The following is a 25,821-nucleotide window of genomic DNA, read 5'->3' on the forward strand; positions in this document are numbered from 1 at the left end:
AACGGGCCGGCGCAACGCCGGCCCGCACTGTTTTCGCCTACAGCACACTGCCGATCAGCAAGTAGCCATTCAACCCCACCACCACCAACACGATCAGCTTGCCCAGGTTTTGCACCACGGGGCCGTTAACCATCTCCCCCATCAGCGCCCGATTGCCGGTGAAAGCCAGCAGCGGCACCAGCGCCAGCGCAATGCCGAAGCTGAGCAGCACCTGGCTCAGCACCAGAATGCGCGTGGCGTCCACTCCCAGCATGATGACGATAAACGACGGCAGCATGGTCACCGCTCGGCGCAGCCACAGCGGGATATGGAAATGCACGAACCCTTGCATCACCACCTGCCCCGCCAGCGTGCCCACCACGGTGGAAGAAAGACCGGCGGCCACCAGGCTCAGGCCAAACACAGTGGCGGCGGCTTGCCCGAGCAGCGGTTGCAGCGTCAGATAGGCCACGTCGAGATCGGCGATGCCGCTGTGACCGCTGAAATGAAACGCGGCGGCGGCAGTGGCCATCATCGCCAGGTTGACGAAACCGGCGATGGTCATGGCGACGGCGACGTCGACTTTGGTGGCGGCATAGCGTTCCGCCTTATCGTGCTCACCGCCAACTTGGGTGAGCGACGAATGCAGATAGATCACGTGCGGCATGATGGTGGCACCCAATACCCCGGCGGCCAGGAATACCGCGTCGCCGTTGGGCAAATCGGGCAACGCCATGCCTTTCAGCAGCGGCGCAAGCTGCGGCTGGGAAAACGCCAGCTCGACGATGTAAGCGGCGGCGACGAAAAGCAGCAGGCCGCCGATCACCCACTCCAGCGGCTTTTGTCCGCGCTTTTGCAGCATCAGAATTAAAAAGGTGGCGATGCCGGTCAGCACCGCGCCCTGCAACAAGGAGACGCCGAGCAGCAGCTTGAAGCCGATCGCCGCGCCGATGAATTCGGCCAGATCGGTCGCCATGGCGATAATCTCCGCCTGCACCCAATAGGCCCATACCGCCGGCCGCGGAAAGCGATCGCGAATATGCTCGGCCAGGTTTTTTCCGGTGGCGATCCCCAGCTTGGCGGACAACAGCTGGATCAGCATCGCCATCACGTTGGCCCAGACCACGACCCACAACAGGCTATAGCCAAACGAGGCGCCGGCCTGGATATTGGTGGCGAAGTTGCCGGGGTCGATGTAGCCGATAGCGGCGATGAAGGCGGGCCCCATCAGCGAGAGTTTGATTTTTCTGGCGGAGCGACCGGAGGTGGTTTCAACCACGCGACTGTTCAGCATATGTTGAACCCTTACTGAAATTACGTTTATCTCCACTCTATATAAATGATAATAATTATCAAGCGCATTTAGAGTGGTAAAACTTATCTCTGCAATAGCCAACATTAACGGTTTTATCGAAGGGTTCGACACCGAACTTGCCGATTTCCGTGCTTTTGGGTTGGGATTTTGGCTGCAATACCCCTGAAAGACAGGTTAGCACAAGAATACGAATTTCCTATGTCTGAGTTAACATCTTGATTTTTTTATGCTTTTTGCGCAACACTTTAGGAGAACTCCCACTATGATTTTCCATATTTGCAATAGAAGTCTCGTTTTTAAACGTAGCGTTACATAAAATGACAGCCGAAATTCAGCCTGCCTCAAATTTGGAGCAAACATGTCCCATATTGCGCACTTTGCGTTGGCGATAGTGGTGGTGGCGATCCTGGCCCTGTTGGTGTGCCGCGATCGCAAAAGCATCCGCATTCGCTATGTTATTCAATTATTGGTTATCGAAGTACTGCTGGCCTACTTTTTCCTGCATTCGGAAGCGGGTTTGGGCTTCGTAAAAGGATTCGCCGCGCTGTTTGACAAACTGCTCGGGTTTGCGGGACAAGGGACTGATTTCGTGTTCGGCGGCATGGGCGACAAAGGCCTGGCGTTCTTCTTCCTGAAGGTGCTGTGCCCGATCGTCTTCATTTCGGCGCTGATCGGTATTCTGCAGTACATCAAAGTGCTGCCTTTCATCATCCGCATTATCGGTACCGTGCTGTCGAAAGTGAACGGCATGGGCAAGCTGGAGTCGTTCAACGCCGTCAGCTCGCTGATCCTGGGCCAATCCGAAAACTTCATCGCCTACAAGGATATCCTGGGCAAGATGTCGGAAAAGCGCATGTACACCATGGCGGCGACCGCGATGTCTACGGTGTCCATGTCCATCGTCGGCGCCTACATGACCATGCTGGACGCCAAGTTCGTGGTGGCGGCGCTGGTACTGAACATGTTCAGCACCTTTATCGTGCTGTCGTTGGTCAACCCGTACGACACCAATAAAGAAGAAGAGCTGCACCTCGGCAACCTGCACGAAGGCCAGAGCTTCTTTGAAATGCTGGGCGAATACATCCTGGCCGGCTTCAAAGTAGCGATTATCGTCGCCGCGATGCTGATTGGTTTCATCGCCCTGATCGCCGCGCTTAACGGCGTGTTCAGCGCCATCTTCGGCCTGAGCTTCCAGGAAATCCTCGGCTACTTCTTCTATCCGTTCGCCTGGATCATGGGTATTCCTAAGCACGAAGCCCTGCAGGTCGGCAGCATCATGGCCACCAAGCTGGTTTCCAACGAATTCGTGGCAATGATGGAACTGCAGAAAGTCTCTGCCGAGCTGTCGCCGCGCAGCCTGGGGATCCTGTCGGTGTTCCTGGTGTCCTTCGCCAACTTCTCTTCCATCGGCATCGTGGCCGGTGCGATCAAGGGCCTGAACGAACACCAGGGCAACGTAGTGTCCCGCTTCGGTCTGAAGCTGGTCTACGGCTCTACGCTGGTCAGCATCCTGTCCGCTTCCATCGCGGGTCTGGTGCTGGGCTAAGCCTGAAATTTACAGCAATGATAAGGCGCCTGCGGGCGCCTTTTTTATTGTTCTTCAGCTCTTGGTAACTCGTCCTATCCGCAAAGCGGAAATCAATCTCAAAATCGGTTAGCGCCAAGCCATAACGCCGCTTATGCCGGCTTATATACAAAAGCAACGCGTTGAAAAATCGCTTCTCCCGTTAATTTAGAGCCTGCTCTTTCCCATATCGCGATGAGATAAACGCAATATCATTGCAATGGCGATGAGCACATCCTTTCGGCTATGAGCAAGGCGTGTCTTTATTCTGAATTGATTTTATGAAATAACGTTAGTTGAAGGAATTCGCTAACAGCGTTGTAATTTCCTCAGAAATAATTGGCGACGCGTTGTAATAAGAATCTACACTTTCAACAACCACGATTTTTTATTATCCTCACTCACCGTCCAACAGGGTACGACCGCCAAGGTTCCTTCCGCATAGGAAAAAGAAGAGATAATGGTAAACAATGATTCGGAGATAATGTCCAACTTCCTGCGATCACAATAAGCATCAATATCTAAACTTCGCATCAGCAAGTCAGCGGATTGCGGGACATGCACATCAGCCCCCACTCTAATGACAGTTCCATCAACAGAAGGGACAACCCATAGGTTGTACTCTTTTTCCGTTATCAGTATCGGCGAGAGAAGATTTCCCACCGAGTGGGAAAGATAATAATCTCTAAATACCCGATTCACGGCAGGGCAAACTTGATAAATTGAGCCTATCTCATTGATCTTATATCCATTTGTGAATTTTATAATAGTGTCATATATACGCTTGTTTTCATCAAAAAAAATCACACCACTTTCAATGCTGTTTAAGTCTCCAATGTTTTTGTTTCTAAAAACATTGACACTGGTAAAGAACGCCAGCTCATCCTGAAAGTAGGAAAAAATCTCTGCCGTGTTTAGTAGAATGGAGTCATAACTCACAAAAACAGATTTGTTTTTGCAGTTAATGAAAGAGGGAAAATCGATGGACCCATCATCACCGCAATTCTGCACCTCATAGGGCAAGTCATGCTGTTCGTAAAGGCGGGCAAGATGAGCGACTTCTGATCTTTCGATAATACGAATCATTTTCTCTTTTCTGCCAAACTCTCCGCTAGACGACAGAATAAACTTTTCCCACATCCATTGTGACTGCGTGGAAAAACGACTGAGGCGTTGATTATTCTCGTGAATGCGTCGCCACAGGCAATGATTTCCAAAGGAGGTTTTAAAGTCATCATAGTCACTGTCATCAAGGAAGAAATCGACGGAAATTCCTTTTCTGGCGCAAGCCAGGGCCGTCATTACCGCAGTTACCCCACCGCCACCTACAATTGCGATATTTTTTATTTTTTTTCATGGATAACCTCATCCAATAGTAACGAAACACTAACAATAGTTTCTTCAAGAAAACAACATCAATGTCAATAGATACAAACAGTCAATATTAATTAGCATATTAACTATCACATGGTTAATCAGAATATAAAACTATTCACGTTGCTGAAATTTGAGATGAATCCATAATCATTCAGCACAAAAAACCATGCATGTAGAATTATATTCTAAAAATATCGATATAGGCGCACATTAAGACTGCTGAATTTTTTTTCATGTAGACTGAATTTCATTAACAAATCACACCCGCAAGGAGGCTCTTTGACAGAATAAAAATCCAATAAAAAAACAAAAACAAGAATGTTATAAGAACTTAACATGTTAATGATGGCATCAATCACCTGAAAAGAGGGAGTTTATCACCCATTTACATATGATAGCGTGATGGTTGAAAATTTATAATTTACGCGCAGTTACTATACAAGGATATTTATATGAATAAGCATATGCAGAGATCCCTACTGCTTGCCGGCATTCCTTTGGCAATGTCCGTCATTGCCACAGCTACCGCAGCAGACGGCACCATAAACTTTACCGGTAATGTCACCGACCAAACCTGCACAGTTGAAGCAGGCAGTGCCAACCAAACTATTCCAATGGGCAACATCAGCGCTAAGGCATTCAAGACCGCTGGCGATACCGCTCTGCCGACAAAATTCAGCATTGCCTTAGCCGGCTGCCCTGAATCGGTAACAAAAGCGTCGGTAAAATTCGACGGCGCATACGCACAAGGCAATTCGACCTTGTTGTCACTCAATGCGGAGAAAGGCGTGGCCACGGGTCTTGGCGTAGCCATCTATGAGGCCGATGGCACCACACAAATTCCAATGGCTTCATTTTCTACAGCGCAGAGTGTGCAAAAAGATATCAGCAATGTCTTTACCTATGTCGCGAAATACATGGCGACATCAGACACCGTCACCGTCGGACCGGCGAATGCCACGACACAATTCAGCATCTCTTATAACTGATCATCTTAGTCTATCAGGTCAGCAAATATTGCCGGCCTGATAGTACGCTCCATCAAGGACGGCTTGCTTATGAAGCAGAGTAAATATTATTTGCTGGCAATATTATTTTTTTCATACGGCGCTTCGGCAAGCGTAACGCTAGGCGGTACTCGTATCGTATACGAAGAAAGTAAAAAAGAAGCGAACATTTCAGTCAGCAATCAAGATAAAAATAGTCCCGTACTTATTCAAACATGGGTAGAAAATTTCTCACCTGACGATAAAAAAGAGGTTCCGTTTATTGTTACGCCCCCCTTATTTAGGTTGGAGGCAGAGCAAGAGAACATCCTTAGAATTATTTATTCTGGAGATAACCTGCCGCAGCATAAAGAATCAATATATTGGTTAAGCGTAAGATCGATACCATCAACCCAAAAATCAAAAGAGAACAAGTTACTCATTACCGTTCAAAACAGAATAAAAATATTTTACAGGCCTAAACATCTATCAAAAGATGAAGCCATTGACGCCTACAAAAAAATTCGTTTCTCACTGAAAGGAAAAACCTTAGAGGCAAAAAACCCAACGCCATTCCACGTCTCTTTTTACTCTGTAAGCATCGATGGTAAAGAAGTGAAAGAGGCCGACATGATTGCGCCGCAGAGCACCAAGAAGTGGTTATTGCCAAAAGAAATTTATGGTAAAGAAATAAGATGGCAAGCGATCAATGATTATGGAGGAATAACTCAGGCGATAAGCGCACCATTATAGTAAATTTGCAAGGGGATGCAAAAATGATGATAAGAAATAATGCCACTCATAAAACATCGGTGTGGTTCTTTTGTGTTCTTTCTTCACCTGCGGCTCTCGCTGAAGATTATTTTGACCCCTCGGCATTAAACAGGAATCATCAGACTATTGTTGACTTATCCAAATTTAATAACGCGAGTCATCAACTGCCGGGCGATTACTGGGTAGATATCTATGTGAACAACGTGTTTTTTGCCAATCAAAAAGTGTCTTTCTATCATGCAGAAGGCATTTTGCAACCCCGCATCCATCGCAGCGATCTCGATTCTTGGGGCGTTCGCATGGATAAAATAAAAACAGTCAATGACAGTGAATTGGCGGCATCCCCCATTAATGAAATTATTCCTGGCAGCCAGGCGACATTTGATTTTAACAAACAAAGATTGGATTTAAATATCCCACAGGCATACATTGAAAATCATCCCAGAGACTGGGTTAACCCCTCACTTTGGGATGATGGCATCCGCGCCTTTTTGTTAGATTACAGTTTTAGTGGTACCGAGACGCGGAAAACGAAAAATAAAGATAATCAATACTTAAATTTGCGCAGCGGTTTCAACTATGATGCCTGGCGCTTTAGAAACTATGCCACCTACTCAAGCCAAAACAACGCCAAGTGGAAAAGTATTAACACCTATGCCGAGCGCAGCTTTAGGGACAGTAAAAACACGCTGACCATTGGCGATAGTTCAACATCCGGCGATGTTTTTGACAGTTTTCAATTTCGCGGAATGAAACTGGCAAGCGATCCGGGCATGTTGCCCGATAGCCAGAGAGGGTTTGCCCCGACGGTGAGAGGCATAGCGCAAAGCAATGCAGAGATCACTATAAAACAAAATGGCTATATGATTTATCAAACATATGTGCCTGCGGGGAGTTTTGAGATAACGGATATTTACCCTACCACTTCCAGCGGTGGGTTACAGGTGATCATCAAAGAAGCGGATGGCTCAGAAAGGAGTTTTTTTCAGCCTTTTTCCTCCGTTCCCATTATGCTCAGGGAGGACATGAAAAAAAATGAACTCACAATCGGAGAATATCGCTCTGCGCGAGACGATAGCCAAAATGCTAAGTTCCTACAGTCATCAGTAATTTATGGTCTTAAAGATGATAAAACGCTCTATGGCGGTGCCATTATTTCAGAAAAACACCAGGGAATCTCTTTCGGCCTTGGCAGCAGTCTGGGGCTGCTGGGTTCCCTCTCTGCAGATGTCACGCATAGCAAAAGCCGGTTGGCCACAGGGCAGGTTCGTAATGGGCAACAATATCGTATCCAGTATGCAAAAAATATTGAAACAACGGGTACCAACTTTACGCTGGCCGGCTATCAATACTCAACGTCAGGCTACTTAAGCTTTTCGCAACTAAACGATATGAATGCCAATCTTAAAAGAAAGTGGCTGACACGCGGCGTAAAAAGAAACAAGTTGGTTATCAACATTAATCAGCCCATACGAGACTTTGGCAGTTTATATATCAATGGTTACCAACAGAACTATTGGCACAGCGACGCCGTTGAACGAAACGTTCTAATGGGTTTCTCCACGAACCAATTTGGGGTTAGCTGCAATATTGGGTTCGGCTACAATAGCAGCCGCTATACGGACAGGCCCGACAAGATCGCCACGCTCAATGTTCAGATCCCACTGAACAAATGGCAATCAAACAGCTGGGTAAATTATACCTCAAGCAAGAGCAGCAAAGGAAAACTCAATCAACAACTGGGGTTAAGCGGAACCGCGCTGGAAAATAATCAGCTCAGTTATAACGTTTCTGCATCCCAAAGCAGCAATCGCCCCGGCAACGCTGGCAACAGCTCTGTTTATTATCGCAGCAGATATGGCGAAATTGGCGCCGGATACAGCTTTGATAAAGATATGCAGCGAATAAACTACAGTCTGCGAGGCGGCGCCGTGGCTCATCGCAACGGCATTACATTGTCCCAATCGCTGGGTGACACTATTGCTTTAGTTGAGGTGCCGAATGCACGCGATGTTGAAGTCATCAACAGTACCGGCGTAACGACCGATTGGCGAGGTTACGCCGTGGTGCCCTATATCAGCAGCTATCATAAGAATCGAATTAATTTAAATCCGCAATCCTTTGATGACTCTGTTGAAATAGAAAAAAATAGCCAAACTGTCATCCCGACGAAAGGTGCGATTGTTGTTGCCAACTTTGCCTCTCAAATCGGCAATCGCATTATTTTTTAACGTTGCCCACCAGAGTACAACGATTCCTTTCGGCGCCGTTGCGACATTGCTTACCGACCGAGGAAAGACGGGCATCGTCGGCAATAACAACACGGTTTATATGAGCGGCATGCCCGACTCAGGAACAATAGGGTTGAGCTGGGGAGCAGAAAGAGGTTGCCAGGGTAATTACAATATTGCCCCTAACACCCCTGCCTCAAGAATTAAGCGTATTAACTTGCAGTGTGAATAAGACAAACACGATAAACCACTATCGCTTGCCATATTAAATTTTAGAACATGGTAGCCAGTAACAAGCAGACTGATAAATCATCTGCAAGAGAACATCGCCAAAGGACATCAGCATGACGACATCAAGGCAAATCACAGCCGCACAGATCGCCAAAACAGTAAGCATTCTGGTCTTATTATTTTCTTTTTCAGCCAAGGGAGACGGCGATTGCCGTGCAATATGGCACAATCCACTGCGCATCGAGCAATCCGGCATTACCGTCACGGCTGGCGCCAAAATAGGCGATCTTATCGGCCAGGGAGAATCTTACTTTTCAGTAAAATTACTGGAAAATAACACGGGATTCTCCTTGGGTGAGCGAGGCGACTTGGTTATGCAGCCCTTCTCCGACCTGACTGCGACAGACTTAAAGTACAATGGCATCACTGTCTATCAAACGAGTTGGAAGGGCGTCGGCATTGCCATGTCGCTTAATGACAAACCGGGCCTCATCGAGTTCTATGGTCCCCGCGAGACGCCTGTCGGCTATATCCTGGGCGCTAACTTTAAACATTATCTGATCAAGACAGGCGATATACAGCCTGGCACCATGCCCTCGTTTGCGCCTTTCTTTTTCAACTATGCCTGCTTAAGAGCCTCAAATGCCAGGAGATTGGGCCACGTTTATTATCCTGCCGTCAATATTGCCGTCGAGGGCTGTCGCCTGAACACCCCCTCGAAACAGGTTATTTTAGACAAGGTTAATCGGCGGGTATTTTCCGGTCCTGGCAGCGTGGCCGGGAATACTCCCTTCAACATCGCTCTGGAGTGCAATGCCAACACAAAAGTTGATTTGGAAATACGCGGGGAAACGGTTAATGGCCTTCATCAAGTCTTGGCGATTACCCCCTCCAAAGAGTCCGCCACCGGCGTGGGCCTACAGATTCTGCACAACGGCGTTCCCTTTGAACTGGGCTCCGCGGCCAACGTATTAAACGAAACATTAATAGGGATAAATGAAATCCCACTCAGTGCGCAATATTACCAAACTGAAGAGAAAATCACGCCGGGAGAAGTCAATGGCATCGCGCATTTCACCGTCTCATATCGCTGATTTTAGTATTGTTATGACGTGCCAAGACGAAACCGGACAGAATAGCGGCAACATCTAGCGAGGGTATCAAGGAAAAATTTTGCGTAAAAGTAGCGGACAAAGGCAGCTAAAAGGATATAAAGCAAAAAGCCGACCCTAAGGTCGGCTTTTCAAATGGTGGTGGAGCTAGACGGGATCGAACCGTCGACCTCTTGCATGCCATGCAAGCGCTCTCCCAGCTGAGCTATAGCCCCACAAAAGTGGTACGCGTTGACCGGCGTTACGGTATTCCCCAACCTCTCTGAGAAGAAGGTTGGTGGAGCTAGACGGGATCGAACCGTCGACCTCTTGCATGCCATGCAAGCGCTCTCCCAGCTGAGCTATAGCCCCGTTCCACAATCACTTTGTGCTGTGAACGGGGCGCATAATATGAAACCCGCTCAAAGCTGTCAACGGCTAAATTGAATTACTGAATCAAGCGTTGAAAAAGCCGCCAAATCAGCATCTTTGGCGCCAAAAAATCATCACTTTGCGCAGAGTTCATCCATTTTGCGCGCTACTTCTCAAAATGGCAAAAGACCCTGCATATCACGTTGATTTTTAATTAACGGAATGTTAGCGAAATGCGCTTGAGTCGGGCTCCCGAGCGGCATAGACTGCCCGCGCCATAAACTTTATTACTATAAACCGAGTCCGTCATGTCTTTGCATTCACCAAAAGAAATCGCCGCCCTCGCCGTTCAGGCCGGGGTAAACAAAAGCCGCGCCCCTCTCGCTAATCTGCTGATTCTGGGCTTTCTCGCCGGCGCCTTTATCGCCACCGGCTTCCTGCTGGATATTCACGTCATCGGCACCCTGCCGGCCGAATGGGGCTCTTTCGGCGCGCTGTTGGGCGCCGCGGTCTTCCCTATCGGTTTGATCCTGACCATTCTGGCCGGCGGCGAACTGCTGACCGGCAACATGATGACCTTGCCAATGGCCTGGTTCGCCCGTGAAATTCCCGCCATCGCCGTGCTGCGCAACTGGTTTTGGGTCACCCTGGCCAACTTCGCCGGCAGCGTGGCCGTCGCCTACTTCTTCGGCCACCTGCTGGGCCTGACCGAAGGCGCGTTTTTACATAAGACGCTGGCGATCGCGCAGGCCAAAGTGGATGCGGACTTCCTGCACGCCTTCATTTCCGGCGTCGGCTGCAACTGGCTGGTATGCCTGGCGGTGTGGTTAGCCTTCGCCAGCAAAGATGTGCCGGGCAAAGTGATCGGCATGTGGTTCCCGGTCATGGCTTTTGTCGCCATCGGCTTCCAGCACGTGGTGGCGAATATGTTCATCATCCCGGCGGCCATCTTTGCCGGCGGCATGGGCTGGGAGCAATATCTGCCTAATTTCGTCGCGGTATTTCTCGGCAATGCGCTGGGCGGCGCCGGCTTTGTCGGGTTGATGTATTTCCTTGCCTACCGTCCGGGTTTGCCGGCTAGCGAACAAGCCTGACAAAGCGCAATAAAAAAGCCCCGGGATCGCTCCACGGGGCTTTTTCTTTAAGGCGTATCAGCCTAATCAGGCCTGGGCTTCACGTTCGGCGATGTAAGCCAGCGCCATATCGATACGCTGCAGCGAGCGCTTCTGGCCGATTGCATGCACGGTCACGTCCATGCCCGGCGACTGGCCGGCGCCGGTCACCGCGACACGCAGCGGCATGCCGACTTTACCCATGCCGACGCCCAGCTCATCCGCCGTGCCCTGAATGGCGTCGTGCACGTTTTCCGGCGTCCAGACGGTGATGGCGGCCAGCTTGGCGCGCACCGCTTCCAGCGGCTGACGCGCGACCGGACGCAGGTGCTTCTTGGCGGCGTCGGCATCGAACTCACTGAAGTCTTCGTAGAAGTAACGGCAAGACTCCGCCATCTCTTTCAGCGTCTTGCAGCGCTCGCCCAGCAGCTTGACGATGTCCTTCAGTTCGGGCCCGTTGCGGGTTTCAATACCCAGTTGCTCAACGTGCCATGCCAGATGCACCGCCACTTCTTCCGCCGGCATATGGTTGATGTAGTGGTGGTTCAGCCACTGCAGCTTCTCGGTGTTGAACGCGCTGGCGGATTTGTTGATCGCTTCCAGCGTGAAGAACTCTTTCATCTCGTCGATGGAGAAGATCTCCTGATCGCCGTGGGACCAGCCCAGACGCACCAGGTAGTTCAGCAGCGCCTGCGGCAGATAGCCGTCGTCGCGGTACTGCATCACGCCCACGGCGCCGTGACGTTTGGACAGCTTTTTACCGTCGTCGCCGAGGATCATCGACACGTGCGCGTATTCCGGCACCGGCGCGCCCAGCGCTTTCAGAATGTTGATCTGGCGCGGGGTGTTGTTGATGTGGTCTTCGCCACGGATCACGTGGGTGATTTCCATGTCCCAGTCATCGACAACGACGCAGAAGTTATAGGTTGGCGAACCGTCGGTGCGGCGGATGATCAGATCGTCCAGCTCCTGGTTGCTGAATTCGATCGGGCCGCGAATTTTATCGTCGAAGATCACCGACCCTTCCTGCGGGTTGCGGAAGCGCACCACGTGCGGCTCGTCGTCGGTGTGGCTGCACTGGCTGTCGCGGCAGTGGCCGTCGTAACGCGGCTTCTCGCCGTTTTCCATCTGCTTCTCGCGCAGCGCTTCCAGGCGTTCCTTGGAGCAATAGCATTTATAGGCCGTGCCCTGCTCCAGCATTTCGTCGATGACCGCGTTGTAGCGATCGAAACGCTTGGTCTGGAAGTACGGGCCTTCATCCCAATCCAGGTTCAACCAGTTCATGCCATCCATAATTGCGTCGATCGCGTCCTGGGTAGAGCGTTCCAGATCGGTATCTTCGATACGCAGAACGAACTCACCGCCCGCATGGCGGCTGAACAACCAGGAATAAAGTGCGGTACGCGCGCCGCCGACGTGAAGATAGCCGGTCGGGCTCGGTGCAAAACGGGTTTTGATTTTCATTGGGTTCACTGCCTTATTACGCAACGCGTGTCGGCGATGGCCGACGATTGCTCGGAATTGAAAAAAGAGTGGACGACATTGTATCACCACGCGCTAATTCCTCAACGCCGACACGATATTGCGCCGGTCGATTTCGCGCGTTTTGCGGCGAGTTTCGCATAGCGTTGCGCAAAGAATCGGCGCCGTTGGCGATAATTATCGCGCCCTGCCTAAATTTGCGGCGAACGATTGAAATCATTTTAAAAACCGTTGACTCACTTTGAACTATCCCTATAATGCGACTCCAACAAGACGGGGCGATTAGCTCAGTTGGTAGAGCATCTCCTTTACACGGAGGGGGTCGGCGGTTCGAGCCCGTCATCGCCCACCATCTTGTTGAGAAAAATGAGAACGAATGAGGGTGATTAGCTCAGTGGTAGAGCATCTCCTTTACACGGAGGGGGTCGGCGGTTCGAGCCCGTCATCACCCACCATCATTCTCTAGTTTAGCAGTGCCTGGAAGTCCTGAAGTGGGTGATTAGCTCAGTTGGTAGAGCATCTCCTTTACACGGAGGGGGTCGGCGGTTCGAGCCCGTCATCACCCACCACTTCTGCGGGTCGTTAGCTCAGTTGGTAGAGCAGTTGACTTTTAATCAATTGGTCGCAGGTTCGAATCCTGCACGACCCACCAATTCAGAAAAAAGCGCCTTTTGGCGCTTTTTTCGTTTCTAAAGACCGTATTATACAGCCCTCTTTATCTCTCGTCAGTGAACGCTCATCCGCCATGGCCCTTTGTCAGATCAATTAAACCTGCAGCGGTAGGGCGAAAACCGCACCCGCAATAAAAACCGGTCAGATGGGGTTCGTAATCGACGTGCAGCCAGCTTGCTCCACGCATTTTTGCGATCGCTATCGCCGCTTGAACCAGCCCGGTCGCCACCCCCTGCCGTTGATAATGACGATGGACGCAGGTATCTAAAATAAACGCGTGCTTGCCACCGTCCCAAGCCACATTCACAAATCCAATCATCACATCTTCTGCGTAAGCGCCGATATGGGCCAAACTGCGGGATAATATCGCCGGCATGTCAGCCGGTAGCGGTTCTCCCCAAGCGGATAACCATAGCTCGTTCAACACAGGAAAAGCCGGATGAGGATCCGTTCGAAACTCAACATCCCGAACCATACGCCCCCTCTTAATCGATTAAGTCGAAACAGGAAACTTCTATCATCTCTCTATTATGGACAGGCCTCGTTAAAACTGCCTGCGGTTGCCTGGGAAACACGAGATACGAATGGTTATCATTTTGACGGCTTGAATGGTAAATTAGCGGGCAAACACTCCCCAGCGATCCGCACGCGGATTGATACGCCTTTGTGCAAGGAAAGAAAGAGCCCGCTCATGACCCTATCCTTACGTCAGCTGTTTATTGCATTCATCGCCACTTCCAGCCTGTTGCTCAGCGGCTGCGGCCCGGACGACAAGAGCGACGGGCAGAAACCGTCCGCCCCCGCTGCCGACAGCAGTTGGCCGCGCACCATCGATAGCGCCAAAGGGAAGTTCACGCTGGAAAAACCGCCGCAGCGCATCGTATCCACCAGCGTCACCATCACCGGCACGTTACTGGCTATCGACGCCCCGGTGGTCGCCAGCGCCGCCACCAGTCCAAATCCCCTGGTGGCCGATCAACAAGGCTTCTTTACCCAATGGAGCGAAGTGGCCAAACAGCGCCACGTCGAACGGCTGTATCAGGTGGAACCCAATGCCGAAGCCGTCGCCGCCGCTGCGCCGGATTTGATCGTCGTCGCAGCGACCGGCGGTGATTCGGCGCTGAAGCTGTACGATCAGCTGTCCGCCATTGCGCCGACGCTGGTGCTCGATTACGGCGACAAAAGCTGGCAACAGCTGGCCAGCGAGCTCGGTGAGATCACTGGTCACGAAGCCGGCGCCAAACAGGCGGAAGATCGTTTCGAGCAGCGCGTGGAACAAGTGAAGCAGGCGATTACCCTGCCGCCGCAGCCGACCACGCCGCTGGTGTATGCCGACAACGGCCGCGAAGCCATGCTGTGGACGCCGGGCTCCGCCCAAGGCAAGCTGCTGACCCAGCTCGGTTTCCAGCTGGCTACCCCGCCGGAAAGCGCCAAAGGCAACGCCAGCATGGGTAAACGCCATGACATCATCCAGATCTCCGGCGAAAAAATGGCCGAAGGCCTGAACGGCAAAACCCTGATCCTGTTCGCCACCAATGAGCGCAAAGTGCAAGAGGTGCTGGCCAACCCGTTCCTCAAACATCTGGAGCCGGTGGAACAGCGGCACGTCTACGCCGTCGGCAACGATACCTTCCGCCTCGATTACTACAGCGCCACCAACATGCTGAACCAAATCGAACGGCTGTTCAAAAAGCCCTGAATCACGCCGTCGGCAGGCCAGTCCCCTGCCGACGCTTTTCGCAAACGGGGCAACCATTCACATTCAATCAATTGAAATATCAATAGTTATTAACATCGTCCACGCGCCTTCGCCACCAACCGGCGGGTGCATGCGGGCGTAAACTCGTGTTACTATTGGTGCCCTTCACGAACGCAAATAACAATGAGAATAAAAATCATAAAGGAGTTACCGGTGTGAACGTACCCACTCCGACTGAGCGGACGCTTTCGTCCGCACCGCACGCAGCTTACGCCAGTGGCTTCAAACGCATCGCCGGGTTCGGTATCGGCTTGGCGTTGTTGTTGCTGTGCATCATTGCCAGCCTGATGCTGGGTTCCAAAGCCATCCCCTTCCATACCGTCTGGCTCAGCCTACAGGGCGCCGCGAGCGGCTCCGACAGCACCATCATTCTCAACGCCCGGGTGCCCCGTACGCTGGCGGGCATTTTGGCCGGCATGGCGCTCGGCGCCGCCGGCGCGCTGATTCAGGCGCTGACGCGCAACCCGCTGGCCGATCCCGGCGTGCTCGGCATCAACGCCGGCGCCAGCTTCGCCGTGGTGATCGGCATCATGTTTTTCGGCGCCGCCACCACCGAAAGCTATATGGCCTATGCCTTTGTCGGCGCGGCCCTCACCACCCTGCTGGTCTACCTGATCGGCACGCTGGCGGGCGGGCGCATCAACCCGGTGCGGCTGACGCTGGCCGGCGTGGCGATCGGCGCGGTGTTGCTCGGCATCACCACCGGGCTGTCGCTGATCGATCCGCAAACCTTCGACCAACTGCGATTCTGGCAGGCCGGCACGCTGGATATCCGCACGCTGGCCACCCTGCCGGTGACCGCCCCCGCCATTTTGCTCGGCTGCCTGCTGACGCTACTCATCGCCCGGCCGCTGAATACCATCGGCATGGGGGAAGATCTGGCTATCGCGCTCGGCGCGCGCGTAGTGCTGACTCAGGCGATCGCAGTGATCGCCATTACGCTGCTGTGCGGCGCGGCGACCGCCACCGTCGGCCCGATCAGTTTCATCGGCCTGATGGTGCCGCATATCGCCCGCTGGTGGGTCGGCCCCGACCAACGCTGGATCCTGCCCTACTCCATGCTGCTGGCGCCGATTTTACTGCTGTGCGCCGACGTGGTCGGCCGCTTGCTGGCGGCCGGTGAGCTGCGGGTTTCCATCGTGGCGGCCTTCATCGGCGCGCCGGTGCTGATCTGGCTGGTGCGCCGCAAGAAAACGCTGGGGGGTCTGTGATGAGTCTGCCGCACACGCTGCATATCGGCCGCCCGGACGGCGTCATCAACGGGCGCCTGCCGCTGCGCCTGCTGCTGGTCAACCTTTCACTGTTGGCGCTGTGTCTGGCGATGGCCGTCGCCGCCCTGTGCTACGGCACGCTGCAACTTTCGCTGGAGCAGGTTTTTGCCGCGCTGACCGGCGAGGCGCCGAAAAACCTGGTCACCGTGGTCACCCAATGGCGCTTGCCGCGCATCGCCATGGCGCTGCTGTTAGGCGCCGCGCTCGGCATGAGCGGCGCCATCTTCCAGTCGATTATCCGCAACCCGCTCGGCAGCCCGGACGTGATTGGCTTTAACATGGGGGCTTACACCGGCGCGCTGATCGCCATCACCCTGTTCAACGGCGGCTATTACTACATCGCCGGCGGCGCGCTGGCCGGCGGCATTCTCGCCGCGCTGGCCATCTACCTGCTGGCCTGGCGGCAAGGCATCGCCGGCTTCCGGCTGATCATCGTCGGCATCGCCATCAGCGCGGTGCTGGTCTCCACCAATACCTGGCTGATCATCACCGCCTCGCTCGAGCGCGCCATGGACGCCGCCATGTGGCAGGCCGGCTCGCTCAACGGCATGACCTGGCAGAAAGCCCAGCCCGCCACGGCGTTCATCCTGCTGGCGGCCGCGGCCGCGCTGTTGATGGGCAAACGGCTGCAGCTGCTGGAAATGGGCGACGACACGGCGCGCGCGCTGGGCGTGAACGCCGAAGGCAGCCGGCTGTGGCTGATGCTGTTCGGCGTCACCCTCACCGCCGCCGTCACCGCCACCGCCGGGCCGATTTCCTTTATCGCGCTGGCGGCGCCGCAAATCGCCCGCCGCTTGGCCGGGCAATCCTCGGTCACCCTGACGTCCTCGGCGCTGATGGGCGCGGCGCTGCTGCTCGGCGCCGACGTGGTGTCCCAACATCTTTTCGCGCCGATCCAACTGCCGGTCGGGATCGTGACCGTCTGCATCGGCGGCCTGTACCTGATTTGGCTGCTCATCCGTGAGGCCCGCAGATAGATAATGAAGAGTGATAATGCCATGAGCCACCGCCTGCACGCCTCGCACCTGAAGCTGGGCTACGACAATAAAATCATCGCTGACGATCTGAGCGTGGCGATCCCCGACGGCGCCTTTACGGTGATCGTCGGGCCGAACGCCTGCGGCAAATCGACGCTGTTGCGCGCCCTGTGCCGCCTGCTGAAACCCAGCGCCGGCGAGGTGATGCTGGACGGCAAGAACATCAGCAGTTTCGCCACCAAGGCGCTGGCGCGCGAGCTTGGCCTGCTGCCGCAAACCTCGATCGCACCGGACAGCATCACCGTGGCGGACCTGGTGTCGCGCGGCCGCTATCCGCACCAGAGCCTGCTGAAACAGTGGACACAGGCCGACAAACAGGCGGTGGAAGCCGCCATGGCGGCCACCAACGTCAGCCAACTGGCGGATCGCAGCGTCGACGAGCTGTCCGGCGGGCAGCGTCAGCGCGTCTGGGTAGCGATGGCGTTGGCGCAGCAAACGCCGCTGCTGCTGCTGGATGAACCGACGACGTATCTGGACATCGCGCACCAGATCGAGCTGCTGGATCTGTTCCGCCAGCTCAACCGCGAGCGCGGTCAAACCCTGATCGCGGTGCTGCACGATCTCAACCACGCCTGCCGCTATGCCGATCACATCATCGCCATGCGCGACGGCAAGATCGTGGCGGAAGGGAAACCGGCGGAGATCATTACCGCCGAACTGGTGGAGCGGGTGTTCGGCATGCCGTGCATGATCATCGACGATCCGCTGTCCCACACGCCGCTGGTGATCCCGCGCGGCCGCTATCACTGCGACGCGCCACAGGCATGAAAAAGGCCGGGTTATCCCGGCCTTGTCGTTACTTCTCCAGCGACACCTGTTTGAAAATGTGTTTGCCGAACGGGTCTATCTCGTAGCCTTTCACTTCCTTGCGCACCGGTTCGAAGATGGTCGAGTGCGCAATCATCAACGCCGGCATCTGATCGTGCATCATCACCTGCGCCTGCTGATACATCGCCACCCGATTGGCGTGATCGTTCTCTTCGCGCGCCTGCAGGATCAGCTGGTCGAACGGTTTATAGCACCATTTCGCCGAGTTCGAACCGCCGAGCGAAGCGCAGGTGAACAGCGGCCCGAAGAAGTTGTCCGGATCGCCGTTGGCGGTGGTCCAGCCCATCAGCGCGGTCTGGTGTTCGCCGTTTTTAATCCGCTGTAAATACTCGCCCCACTCGAAGGTGACGATTTTGGCGCGCACGCCGATTTTAGCCCAATCGGCCTGGATCATCTCCGCCATGCGCTTGGCGTTGGGGTTATAGGGCCGCTGCACCGGCATCGCCCACAGATCGATGTCGAAGCCCTGCCCCAGCCCGGCCTCCTGCAACAGCTGCTTCGCCCGCTCCGGCGAATACGGGTAGTCTTCAAGCTGCGCGTTGCTGCCCCATTGAGCCGGCGGCAGCAGGTTCTTGGCCGGCTGACCGGCGCCGTGGAACACCGCGTCGATGATCGCCGGCTTGTTGACCGCCAGCGCCAACGCCTGGCGCACCTTAACGTTATCCAACGGTTTCTTCTGGGTGTTGAACGCCAGGAAACCGATATTCAAGCCGGATTTTTCCATTACCTGAATGTTGCCGTCCTGCCGCATGCGTGCCAGATCCGCCGGATTGGGGAACGGCATCACCTGGCATTCGTTCTTTTGCAGCTTGGCGTAACGCACCGCCGCATCCGGCGTGATCGAGAATACCAGCCGATCAAGCTTCGGCTTGCCTTCCCAGTAGCGGTCGAACGCCTTGTAAAGGATTTTCGCGTCCTTCTGGTACTGCACCAGCTGGAACGGCCCGGTGCCGATCGGATCGTTGTCCACCCGCTGCGGCGTGCCGGCCTTCAGCATCGCGTCGGCATATTCCGCCGATAAAATGGTGGCGAAATACATGCCCAGATCGGCGACGAACGGCGCCTCGGCGCGGGAGAGCTCAAAACGCACGGTGTGCTCATCCACCTTAACGATCCGGTCGATCAGCGTGCCGAACTCCATCGACTCGAAGTTGGTGTAGGCGCCATTGGAGACCTTGTGATACGGGTTGTTGGCGTCCTTCTGGCGCATAAACGAGAAGATGACGTCATCGGCGTTGAAATCGCGGGTGGGCGTGAAATATTTATTGCTCTGGAATGCCACGCCCTTGCGCAGATGGAAGGTATAGCGCTTGCCGTCTTCGCTCACCTCCCAGCTTTCCGCCAGGCTGGGTTGCAGCTCGACGGTGCCGGGTTTGAAATCCACCAGCCGGTTGTAGATCGCCGCCGAACTGGCGTCTACCGTGGTGCCGGAGGTGAACAGCTGCGGGTTGAAGCCTTCCGGCGAGCCTTCGGAACAGTAGACCAGCGTATTGGCCCGCGCCCCGCCGGCAATCGCCAACGCCAGCAGCCCGATCGTTATTGCTTTTCTTTTCATTGCGCTATCCCCAGTGGTGAAAAAACAGCCGAACGGATAGCAATAAATCATGCAGTTAGCGATGTAAAGGACAAATTCCGCGCATAAAAACGGGCAGGCGCGCAAGCGGCCTGCCCCGGTGAAACGGCGCGAGGATGATGAAATTAAATCATCTGGCTGAAGTTCATCTGCGCCATCAGCTTATAGTTATCGGCGTAGTCGACCGGAATGGCCACCACCACCGGCCCCTGGATCTCCATCGCCTTGCGCAGCATCGGCCGCAGATCTTCCACCGACTGCACGGCGAAACCGACCGCGCCGCAGGATTCCGCGTAGGCCTTGAAGTCGATCGGCCCGAACTCCACGCCGGATTTGCGCTGGTATTTGTTCACTTCCTGCATTTCCACCATGTTGTAAGCGTTATCGACCCAGATCACGTGCACGATGTTGTTTTTCAGCCGCACCGCGGTCTCCAACTCCATGCTCGACTGCATGAAGCCGCCGTCGCCGGAGATTGACACCACCTTATCGCCGGGGCGCACCAGCGCCGCGCCAATGGCCCACGGCAGCGCTACCCCCATGGTTTGCTGGCCGTTGGAGATCAACAGCTGGCGAGCGCGGAAGCTGTAAAGATAGCGGGCGATCCAGATGTGGAAACTGCCCATGTCCACGCACAGCGTCACGTCGTCGCTGACGATGTCCTGCAGCTCCTTGACGATGCGCAACGGATGGATCGGCATGCCGCCGCGGCGCGCGGCGCGTTCCGCCAATTCGGCGCGCTGGCGGCCGAGATCGGTCAGGATCAGTTCCACCTCCGCCGGGACGCAGACCGCCTCATTGAACGCTTCGGTCATCATGTTCAGCGTGGCGCTGATGTTGCCCACCAGCTCGACGTCCGGCCGATAGCAGGTATCGATGTCCGCCGGCAGCACGTCGATATGCACCAGCTTCAGCCGCCCGTGGCTGTTCCACATGCACGGATCGTATTCGATCGGATCGTAGCCGACGCTGACCACCAGATCGGCCTTTTGCAACAGCTGATCGGCCGGCTGGTTGTTGAACAGGCCGACGCGGCCGGCGAAGCGGGCAAAGTGATTGACGTCAATCACCCCCGCCGCCTGATAGGTGCCGACCACCGGCATATGGGTGCGGTACAGCAGATGGCGCACCGCCTCGCTGTTCTCCGGCCGGCTGGCCTGCAAGCCCAGCAGCAGCACCGGGCATTTGGCCTGGCGGATCAGTTTCACCGCCGCCTGAATGTCGTCCGCCGCCGCGGCCCCCATGCGCGGCAAGCGGCAGCCCGCCAGCACCGGCGCCGTGACCGGCTCATTGACGATATCCATCGGCAGGCTGACGAACGACGCCCCCGGCCGGCCGAACTCGGCGCGGCGGAAGGCGTTGGCGATCACCTCGGAAATCGCCGAACCGGCATGCACTTCGGCACAGTACTTGGTCACCGGCCGGAACATGCTGACGGTATCCATGCTCTGGTGCGTCTGCTTCAGGCTGTCGGCGCGCTTCACCGCGCCGCCGAAGGCCACCACCGCATCCCCTTCCGAGGTGGCGGTTGCCAGCCCAGTGATCAGGTTGGAGCTGCCCGGCCCGGAGGTGACCAGCGCCACCCCCGCCTTGCCGGTCAGGCGGCCGACCGCCGCCGCCATAAAGGCCGCGTTGGCCTCATGGCGCACCACTACCGTTTCGATCGACGGCGCATCTTCCAGCGAATCGAACACCCGGTCGATCTTGGCGCCCGGAATGCCGAAAACGTGTTTGACGCCCTGCGCTTCCAGGTTTTTCACCACCAAGTCGGCGCCGCATTGCCAGTCATTGCCTGTTTTTTCCTGTGCCATGGTTCCACCTCCTAAGAAAACGATCGCCGGGATTAGCCCTCGGCGGAACGAATTGCGCGATCCAAATCCTCTGGACAGAGGTTGGCGCGCAAGAAATCCGCATCATGCGGTAACTGAAGATTGAGACGGGTGATGACGCCGAACTGCAGGCGGCCATGATCGAGCTGGTAATCCAGCACGTGGCCGCCGCCGCTGCGGTCGTCGGTAACGAAGTGTTCGTGATAGCCGGCCACGCCGATGCCCTGCATGTAATCGGGCGAGCGGAAGCCGACCAGCGTGCCGCGCCGCTGATGGAACGAGAAGGTCGGCTGCTCTTCTATCGCTTCCAGCATTGGGCGGTAAGGCCGTTCCTGACGCGGCACGGTGCGGGTTTCTACATGGCTGAACTCACCGTCGACCCGCACCGCGCAGAACAGGTTCGGCGAGGCGACCTGTTCATCGATGCATTGGTGCAGTTGCGCCTTGGTGATCGGCCGATCGAATTGCTGGCTGACGCTGGGCTGGAAAAAGGTGACGACGGCGAAAGGGGTTTTCTGTTGCAAACCGGCCGGGCGGGCGCTGCCGTCGGCGCGCAGCTGGTGTATTTCCTGATCGAACGCGATCAGTTCGCCATCCAGATGATTGAAGGTGCCGAGGCCGAAATCGCCGTGTTTCAGCAATTCGGCGATGGTGGTCTCCCCTTCATAAACCCCGTCGATGAGCGCGCTCATCAGCGAGATTTGATAGATTTCGCCCTCCCCGGCGTTGATCGACTGCCTGGCGAAACCCTGCGCCAAATGGCGCGCACAGGAACACCCGTGTTTTTCGTTCATGCTGACTCCTCCACCAGCGCGGAACTGCGGTTCCACGCGTTCAAAAGACCCGCCGACGGCGGGCCAAGATGTCCCTCAGGCGCGTTCATCAGTTGGAACGATTCAGCCTGAGGCGACAAAAAAACCGGCACGGCTGGCCGGCCGATATCCAGAAACAACAGGAAGATAAGTGAAAGTAAAGACTCACTAATCATTAAGGTTGAGTCGGATATCAAATTGAACGGTTAATCTGGTGTTGGAGCGACAATCAACGCCACAGGCGGCTGACGCAGCCTGGGAAAAACATCTGCTATTTGGTGCTAAACGCCGCGAGGTTTATGCGTTTTCTCTCTATGCGGCCGGGATGCGGCGGCGCTGAATCCCGTCGTCAACCCGCAATCAGAGTAGCCGCAGCATCGCCAACAGAGAAGCGGGTATTCATAAGAAACGCTTTTGCATATAATGCAAAAATGAATGACGCCCGCTATGTAGAACATCTGCCAATCTTTCTCGACGTGGCCCGCCTGGGCAGCTTTTCCGCCGCCGCACGCCAGCTGGGTATGGTGCCTTCTTCGCTGGTGCGCCATATCGATGCGCTGGAAAGCGCGCTCGGCGCGACGCTGTTCGTGCGCTCCACCCGCGGCCTGTTGCTGACCGACGCCGGCGAGCTGCTGCTGGCACGCGCCGCCACGCTGATGACGGACATTACCGGCATTCGCGCCGAGCTGAACGCGCTGAACGAAACGCCGCAGGGCACGCTGCGCATCAGCTGCCTGCCGACCTTCGGCAAAACCTATGTGCTGCCGCTGCTGCCGACGCTGGCGGAACGTTACCCTCAGCTGTGGGTCGATCTCGATCTGACCGAACGCCAGACCGATCCGACCCAGGAACGGCTGGACGCCGCCATCCGCATCGGCGAGCAGAAGGACAGCGCGCTGTACGCCAGCCGCATCGCCACCCAACGCTGGGTGATGTGCGCCAGCCCCGGCTACGTCGCCCGCTATGGCCTGCCGAGCGATCTGGAGGCGCTGCCGCAGCACCGGCTGATCGCCCGCTACCACAAACAACAGCCGGCCTGCTGGGCGCAGATCCTCGACGCGGCGTTGATGAACCGCTGCACCATGGCGCTGCGTTGCGATGACTTCACCGCGCAGCGTCAGGCGGCGCTGCTCGGCCTCGGCATCGCCTTTCTGCCCAACTGGGTGGTGGGGCCGGACGTGCAGCATGGGCGGCTGGTGCAGATGCTGGAAGATCCGCGCCATGAACAGCAAGGCATCTATCTGCTGCGGCCGGTGGCGAAAGTGTCCGCCCGCCTGGCGGCCTTCACCGCCCTGCTGCAGCAAACCATCGGTCAACCGCCCAACTGGGCGTAAAGCGGGGTGACGCGGCCGCGCAGCGCCGGGTTGTCGCTCTCGTCTTTCAGTTCGACGCCGGTCAGCCGTCGCCGGCACGCCTGTTCCAGCAACCAGGCCAATTTGAACGCCGCCTGCGGATAATCCAGCCCCTCCGGCCGCACATTGGAGATGCAGTTGCGCTCTGAGTCCCTTCTGCGCCCGTTCGGCTCCCAGGTCAGATAAACCCCCAGGCTGTCCGGCGACGACAGCCCCGGCCGTTCGCCGATCAGCACCGCCACCGCCCGGGCCTGCAGGCACTCGCCGATCTCATCCCCCAGCGCCACTCGCGCCTGATGCGCCAACACCACCGGCGCGATCGCCAGCCCCAACGTATCGAGATAGGGCCGCAGCGCCTGCAGCAGCGGCAATGCCTGGCGGTGCACCGCCTTGGAAGAGAGGCCATCCGCCACCACCAGCAGCAGATCGGTCCGGCGCGGCGGCACGCCGAGCAGCAGGCGGCGGCTGTCCAGCGCCAATCGCCGCCCCAGATCCGGACGGCGCAGATAGGCGGCGCGGTCAACGGCCTGGCTGTGCACCGCCAGCGTGGGCCAACCGGCATCGTGCAGATCCGCCGCCAGCCGTTCGCTCTCGAATGGCTGATGCACCGCGTCGCGCGCCTGGGCATGGGCCAGGCCGAAGCGCAGCAGCTCGTCGGTCGGCAGACTGGCGCCGGTGCGCCCCAGCGCGATGCGCGCGTCGGTAAAGGCGCGCAGCGCGTCCCAACTGTTGACGTGAACCGGTTTGCTCATGTCCGTTCTCCCTGCAGCGCCAGCAACAGCGGGTGATTGGCGGCGGCGTCGCGCAGCCGTCCGCGTTCATCGGTGATGTTCATCGCCGCCAGCCAGGCGGCGAACTCCGGCGCGTGCTTCAGCCCCAGCAGTTCACGGATATAGAGCGCGTCGTGGAACGAGGTGCTTTGGTAATTGAGCATGATGTCGTCCGCGCCCGGCACGCCGATCAGGAACGTCAGCCCGGCGGCGGCCAACAGCGTCAGCAGCGTGTCCATATCATCCTGATCGGCCTCGGCATGGTTGGTGTAACAGACATCGCAGCCCAGCGGCAGGCCGAGCAGCTTGCCGCAGAAGTGATCCTCCAGCCCGGCGCGGATAATTTGTTTGCCGTCATACAGGTATTCAGGGCCGATAAACCCCACCACGGTGTTGATCAGCAGCGGTGAGAAATGCCGCGCCACCGCATAGGCGCGCGCCTCGCAGGTCTGCTGATCGACGCCGTGATGCGCGTTAGCCGACAGGCAACTGCCCTGCCCGGTTTCGAAGTACATCACGTTATCGCCCAACGTGCCGCGCTTGAGGCTCAGCGCCGCCTGCTGCGCTTCCGCCAGCAGCGCCAGACTGATGCCGAAACCGCGATTGGCCGCTTCGGTACCGGCGATCGACTGAAACACCAGATCCACCGGCGCGCCGCGCTCCATCAGCCGCAGCGTGTTGGTCACGTGGGTCAGCACGCAGGATTGGGTGGGTATGGCGAAGCGCTGGATCACGTCGTCCAGCATGTAGTTGAGTTTTTCCAGCAGCGGCAGGCTGTCGCTGGCCGGATTGATGCCGACCACCGCGTCGCCGCTGCCGTACAGCAAACCGTCCAGCATGCTGGCGGCGATGCCTTGCAGGCTGTCGGTCGGGTGATTGGGCTGCAGCCGCACGCTGAGGTGGCCCGGCAGGCCAATCGTATTGCGAAAGCGCGTCACCACCCGGCATTTCTTCGCCACCAGGATCAGATCCTGATTGCGCATGATCTTGCTTACCGCCGCCGCCATCTCCGGCGTAATGCCGGCGGCCACCTGCGCCAGCATGGCGCTGTCCGCCTGCTCGCTCAGCAACCAGTCGCGAAAATCGCCGATCGTGAGGTGCGAGATGGGCTCAAAGGCGGCGGCGTCGTGGCTATCGATGATCAGGCGCGTCACCTCGTCCTGCTCGTACGGCACCAGCGGCTGCTGCAGGAAAGTCTTGAGCGGCACATCCGCCAGCGCGATGCGCGCCGCCATGCGCTCTTCGGCGCTTTCCGCCGCCACCTCCGCCAGATAATCGCCGGAACGCGCCGGCGAAGCTTTCGCCATCAGCTGGCGCAGGCCGCCGAAGCGATAGCCGCGTTGGCCCAACGTTGCCTGATACATAGCCCCCCTCCCTTGCCCTGAGTGACGAGATAAAAGCCCT

The 25,821-nt window shown here is 56.2% G+C and carries 21 protein-coding genes and 6 tRNA genes; 16 read left to right on the forward strand and 11 right to left on the reverse strand.

Annotated features, from left to right (window positions below; all coding sequences use genetic code 11):
- Positions 1–37: 37 nt before the first annotated feature.
- Positions 38–1,273 carry an Nramp family divalent metal transporter gene (locus tag SERRSCBI_RS17135; RefSeq protein ID WP_042785141.1) on the reverse strand — a complete coding sequence of 412 codons (1,236 nt, stop codon included), beginning with the start codon at positions 1,271–1,273 and terminating at the stop codon, positions 38–40.
- Between the two features lie 379 nt (positions 1,274–1,652).
- Between SERRSCBI_RS17135 and SERRSCBI_RS17140 the strand changes: the two genes are divergently transcribed.
- Positions 1,653–2,840 (forward strand): NupC/NupG family nucleoside CNT transporter, encoded by a 1,188-nt coding sequence (locus tag SERRSCBI_RS17140; protein WP_004936373.1) that lies wholly within the window; start codon positions 1,653–1,655, stop codon positions 2,838–2,840.
- A gap of 381 nt (positions 2,841–3,221) precedes the next feature.
- Here SERRSCBI_RS17140 and SERRSCBI_RS17145 read toward each other — a convergent pair whose 3' ends face one another.
- Positions 3,222–4,160, reverse strand: coding sequence for a hypothetical protein (locus SERRSCBI_RS17145; protein WP_042785142.1), 939 nt, complete (start codon positions 4,158–4,160; stop codon positions 3,222–3,224).
- A 527-nt stretch (positions 4,161–4,687) separates the two neighbouring features.
- On the opposite strand from SERRSCBI_RS17145, the gene SERRSCBI_RS17150 reads away from it, so the two are divergent.
- From SERRSCBI_RS17150 to SERRSCBI_RS17160, 5 genes are all read left to right on the forward strand, one after another.
- Complete coding sequence (locus SERRSCBI_RS17150) at positions 4,688–5,224, forward strand: fimbrial protein (RefSeq protein WP_049866699.1); 537 nt, start codon at positions 4,688–4,690, stop codon at positions 5,222–5,224.
- A 69-nt stretch (positions 5,225–5,293) separates the two neighbouring features.
- Positions 5,294–5,974: a molecular chaperone gene (locus SERRSCBI_RS24280; RefSeq protein ID WP_071883570.1), complete on the forward strand. Its 681-nt coding sequence runs from the start codon at positions 5,294–5,296 to the stop codon at positions 5,972–5,974.
- Positions 5,975–5,997: 23 nt separating this feature from the next.
- Positions 5,998–8,226, forward strand: coding sequence for a fimbria/pilus outer membrane usher protein (locus SERRSCBI_RS17155; RefSeq protein ID WP_049866700.1), 2,229 nt, complete (start codon positions 5,998–6,000; stop codon positions 8,224–8,226).
- Positions 8,171–8,458, forward strand: coding sequence for a FimD/PapC C-terminal domain-containing protein (locus SERRSCBI_RS25385; RefSeq protein WP_369795877.1), 288 nt, complete (start codon positions 8,171–8,173; stop codon positions 8,456–8,458). Before SERRSCBI_RS17155 ends, SERRSCBI_RS25385 begins: the two co-directional genes overlap by 56 nt.
- Before the next feature lie 112 nt (positions 8,459–8,570).
- Complete coding sequence (locus SERRSCBI_RS17160) at positions 8,571–9,551, forward strand: fimbrial protein (protein ID WP_042785143.1); 981 nt, start codon at positions 8,571–8,573, stop codon at positions 9,549–9,551.
- A 157-nt stretch (positions 9,552–9,708) separates the two neighbouring features.
- Here SERRSCBI_RS17160 and SERRSCBI_RS17165 read toward each other — a convergent pair.
- Positions 9,709–9,784 (reverse strand) — tRNA-Ala (locus SERRSCBI_RS17165).
- A 60-nt stretch (positions 9,785–9,844) separates the two neighbouring features.
- Positions 9,845–9,920: transfer RNA gene (locus tag SERRSCBI_RS17170), tRNA-Ala, on the reverse strand.
- A gap of 308 nt (positions 9,921–10,228) precedes the next feature.
- Between SERRSCBI_RS17170 and SERRSCBI_RS17175 the strand changes: the two genes are divergently transcribed.
- Entirely contained in the window at positions 10,229–11,014 is a 786-nt protein-coding gene (locus tag SERRSCBI_RS17175; protein ID WP_042785144.1) for a formate/nitrite transporter family protein, read from the forward strand.
- 66 nt (positions 11,015–11,080) lie between these two features.
- On the opposite strand, the gene gltX is transcribed toward SERRSCBI_RS17175, so the two are convergent.
- A complete protein-coding gene (gene gltX, locus SERRSCBI_RS17180) occupies positions 11,081–12,496 on the reverse strand; it encodes a glutamate--tRNA ligase (RefSeq protein ID WP_033643946.1) in 1,416 nt (471 codons plus the stop codon).
- Between the two features lie 294 nt (positions 12,497–12,790).
- Here gltX and SERRSCBI_RS17185 point away from each other — a divergent pair.
- The 4 genes from SERRSCBI_RS17185 to SERRSCBI_RS17200 all read left to right on the forward strand — a co-directional run bounded on the left by SERRSCBI_RS17185 (position 12,791) and on the right by SERRSCBI_RS17200 (position 13,166).
- Positions 12,791–12,866 (forward strand) — tRNA-Val (locus tag SERRSCBI_RS17185).
- Positions 12,867–12,894: 28 nt separating this feature from the next.
- Positions 12,895–12,969 (forward strand) — tRNA-Val (locus tag SERRSCBI_RS17190).
- Positions 12,970–13,007: 38 nt separating this feature from the next.
- Positions 13,008–13,083 (forward strand) — tRNA-Val (locus tag SERRSCBI_RS17195).
- Between the two features lie 7 nt (positions 13,084–13,090).
- Positions 13,091–13,166, forward strand: a tRNA-Lys gene (locus tag SERRSCBI_RS17200).
- An 84-nt stretch (positions 13,167–13,250) separates the two neighbouring features.
- Here the strand turns inward: SERRSCBI_RS17200 and SERRSCBI_RS24290 are convergent.
- Entirely contained in the window at positions 13,251–13,661 is a 411-nt protein-coding gene (locus SERRSCBI_RS24290) for a GNAT family N-acetyltransferase (RefSeq protein WP_071883572.1), read from the reverse strand.
- Between the two features lie 216 nt (positions 13,662–13,877).
- Between SERRSCBI_RS24290 and fepB the strand changes: the two genes are divergently transcribed.
- The 4 genes from fepB (at position 13,878) to SERRSCBI_RS17220 (ending at position 18,021) form a co-directional block, all read left to right on the forward strand.
- Positions 13,878–14,885 (forward strand): Fe2+-enterobactin ABC transporter substrate-binding protein, encoded by a 1,008-nt coding sequence (gene fepB / locus SERRSCBI_RS17205; RefSeq protein ID WP_042785145.1) that lies wholly within the window; start codon positions 13,878–13,880, stop codon positions 14,883–14,885.
- A 215-nt stretch (positions 14,886–15,100) separates the two neighbouring features.
- The gene (fepD, locus tag SERRSCBI_RS17210; protein WP_042785147.1) at positions 15,101–16,156 is read left to right on the forward strand and encodes a Fe(3+)-siderophore ABC transporter permease; all 1,056 of its coding nucleotides are present in this window, start codon (positions 15,101–15,103) and stop codon (positions 16,154–16,156) included.
- On the forward strand, positions 16,156–17,193 hold the full coding sequence (fepG, locus tag SERRSCBI_RS17215; protein WP_033652548.1) for an iron-enterobactin ABC transporter permease: 1,038 nt from the start codon (positions 16,156–16,158) through the stop codon (positions 17,191–17,193). The genes fepD and fepG overlap by 1 nt, the downstream gene beginning before the upstream one ends.
- 21 nt (positions 17,194–17,214) lie before the next feature.
- Complete coding sequence (locus SERRSCBI_RS17220) at positions 17,215–18,021, forward strand: ABC transporter ATP-binding protein (protein WP_004936408.1); 807 nt, start codon at positions 17,215–17,217, stop codon at positions 18,019–18,021.
- Positions 18,022–18,049: 28 nt separating this feature from the next.
- Here SERRSCBI_RS17220 and SERRSCBI_RS17225 read toward each other — a convergent pair whose 3' ends face one another.
- From SERRSCBI_RS17225 to budA, 3 genes are all read right to left on the reverse strand, one after another.
- Positions 18,050–19,636, reverse strand: coding sequence for an ABC transporter substrate-binding protein (locus SERRSCBI_RS17225; RefSeq protein ID WP_042785765.1), 1,587 nt, complete (start codon positions 19,634–19,636; stop codon positions 18,050–18,052).
- A 143-nt stretch (positions 19,637–19,779) separates the two neighbouring features.
- Positions 19,780–21,465 (reverse strand): acetolactate synthase AlsS, encoded by a 1,686-nt coding sequence (gene alsS / locus SERRSCBI_RS17230; RefSeq protein WP_033643950.1) that lies wholly within the window; start codon positions 21,463–21,465, stop codon positions 19,780–19,782.
- Positions 21,466–21,497: 32 nt separating this feature from the next.
- The gene (budA, locus tag SERRSCBI_RS17235) at positions 21,498–22,277 is read right to left on the reverse strand and encodes an acetolactate decarboxylase (protein ID WP_033643951.1); all 780 of its coding nucleotides are present in this window, start codon (positions 22,275–22,277) and stop codon (positions 21,498–21,500) included.
- A 449-nt stretch (positions 22,278–22,726) separates the two neighbouring features.
- Here budA and SERRSCBI_RS17240 point away from each other — a divergent pair, with 449 nt between their 5' ends.
- Positions 22,727–23,629, forward strand: a complete 903-nt coding sequence (locus SERRSCBI_RS17240) for a LysR family transcriptional regulator (RefSeq protein WP_042785148.1) — start codon at positions 22,727–22,729, stop codon at positions 23,627–23,629.
- On the opposite strand, the gene eutC is transcribed toward SERRSCBI_RS17240, so the two are convergent.
- Positions 23,608–24,399 (reverse strand): ethanolamine ammonia-lyase subunit EutC, encoded by a 792-nt coding sequence (gene eutC / locus SERRSCBI_RS17245; protein WP_042785149.1) that lies wholly within the window; start codon positions 24,397–24,399, stop codon positions 23,608–23,610. The genes SERRSCBI_RS17240 and eutC overlap by 22 nt on opposite strands.
- Entirely contained in the window at positions 24,396–25,781 is a 1,386-nt protein-coding gene (locus tag SERRSCBI_RS17250) for an ethanolamine ammonia-lyase subunit EutB (protein ID WP_042785150.1), read from the reverse strand. The genes eutC and SERRSCBI_RS17250 overlap by 4 nt, the downstream gene beginning before the upstream one ends.
- Between the last annotated feature and the right edge of the window lie 40 nt (positions 25,782–25,821).

Origin of the sequence: Serratia sp. SCBI (genome assembly GCF_000747565.1) — a bacterium.
GTDB classification, from domain to species: domain Bacteria; phylum Pseudomonadota; class Gammaproteobacteria; order Enterobacterales; family Enterobacteriaceae; genus Serratia; species Serratia ureilytica.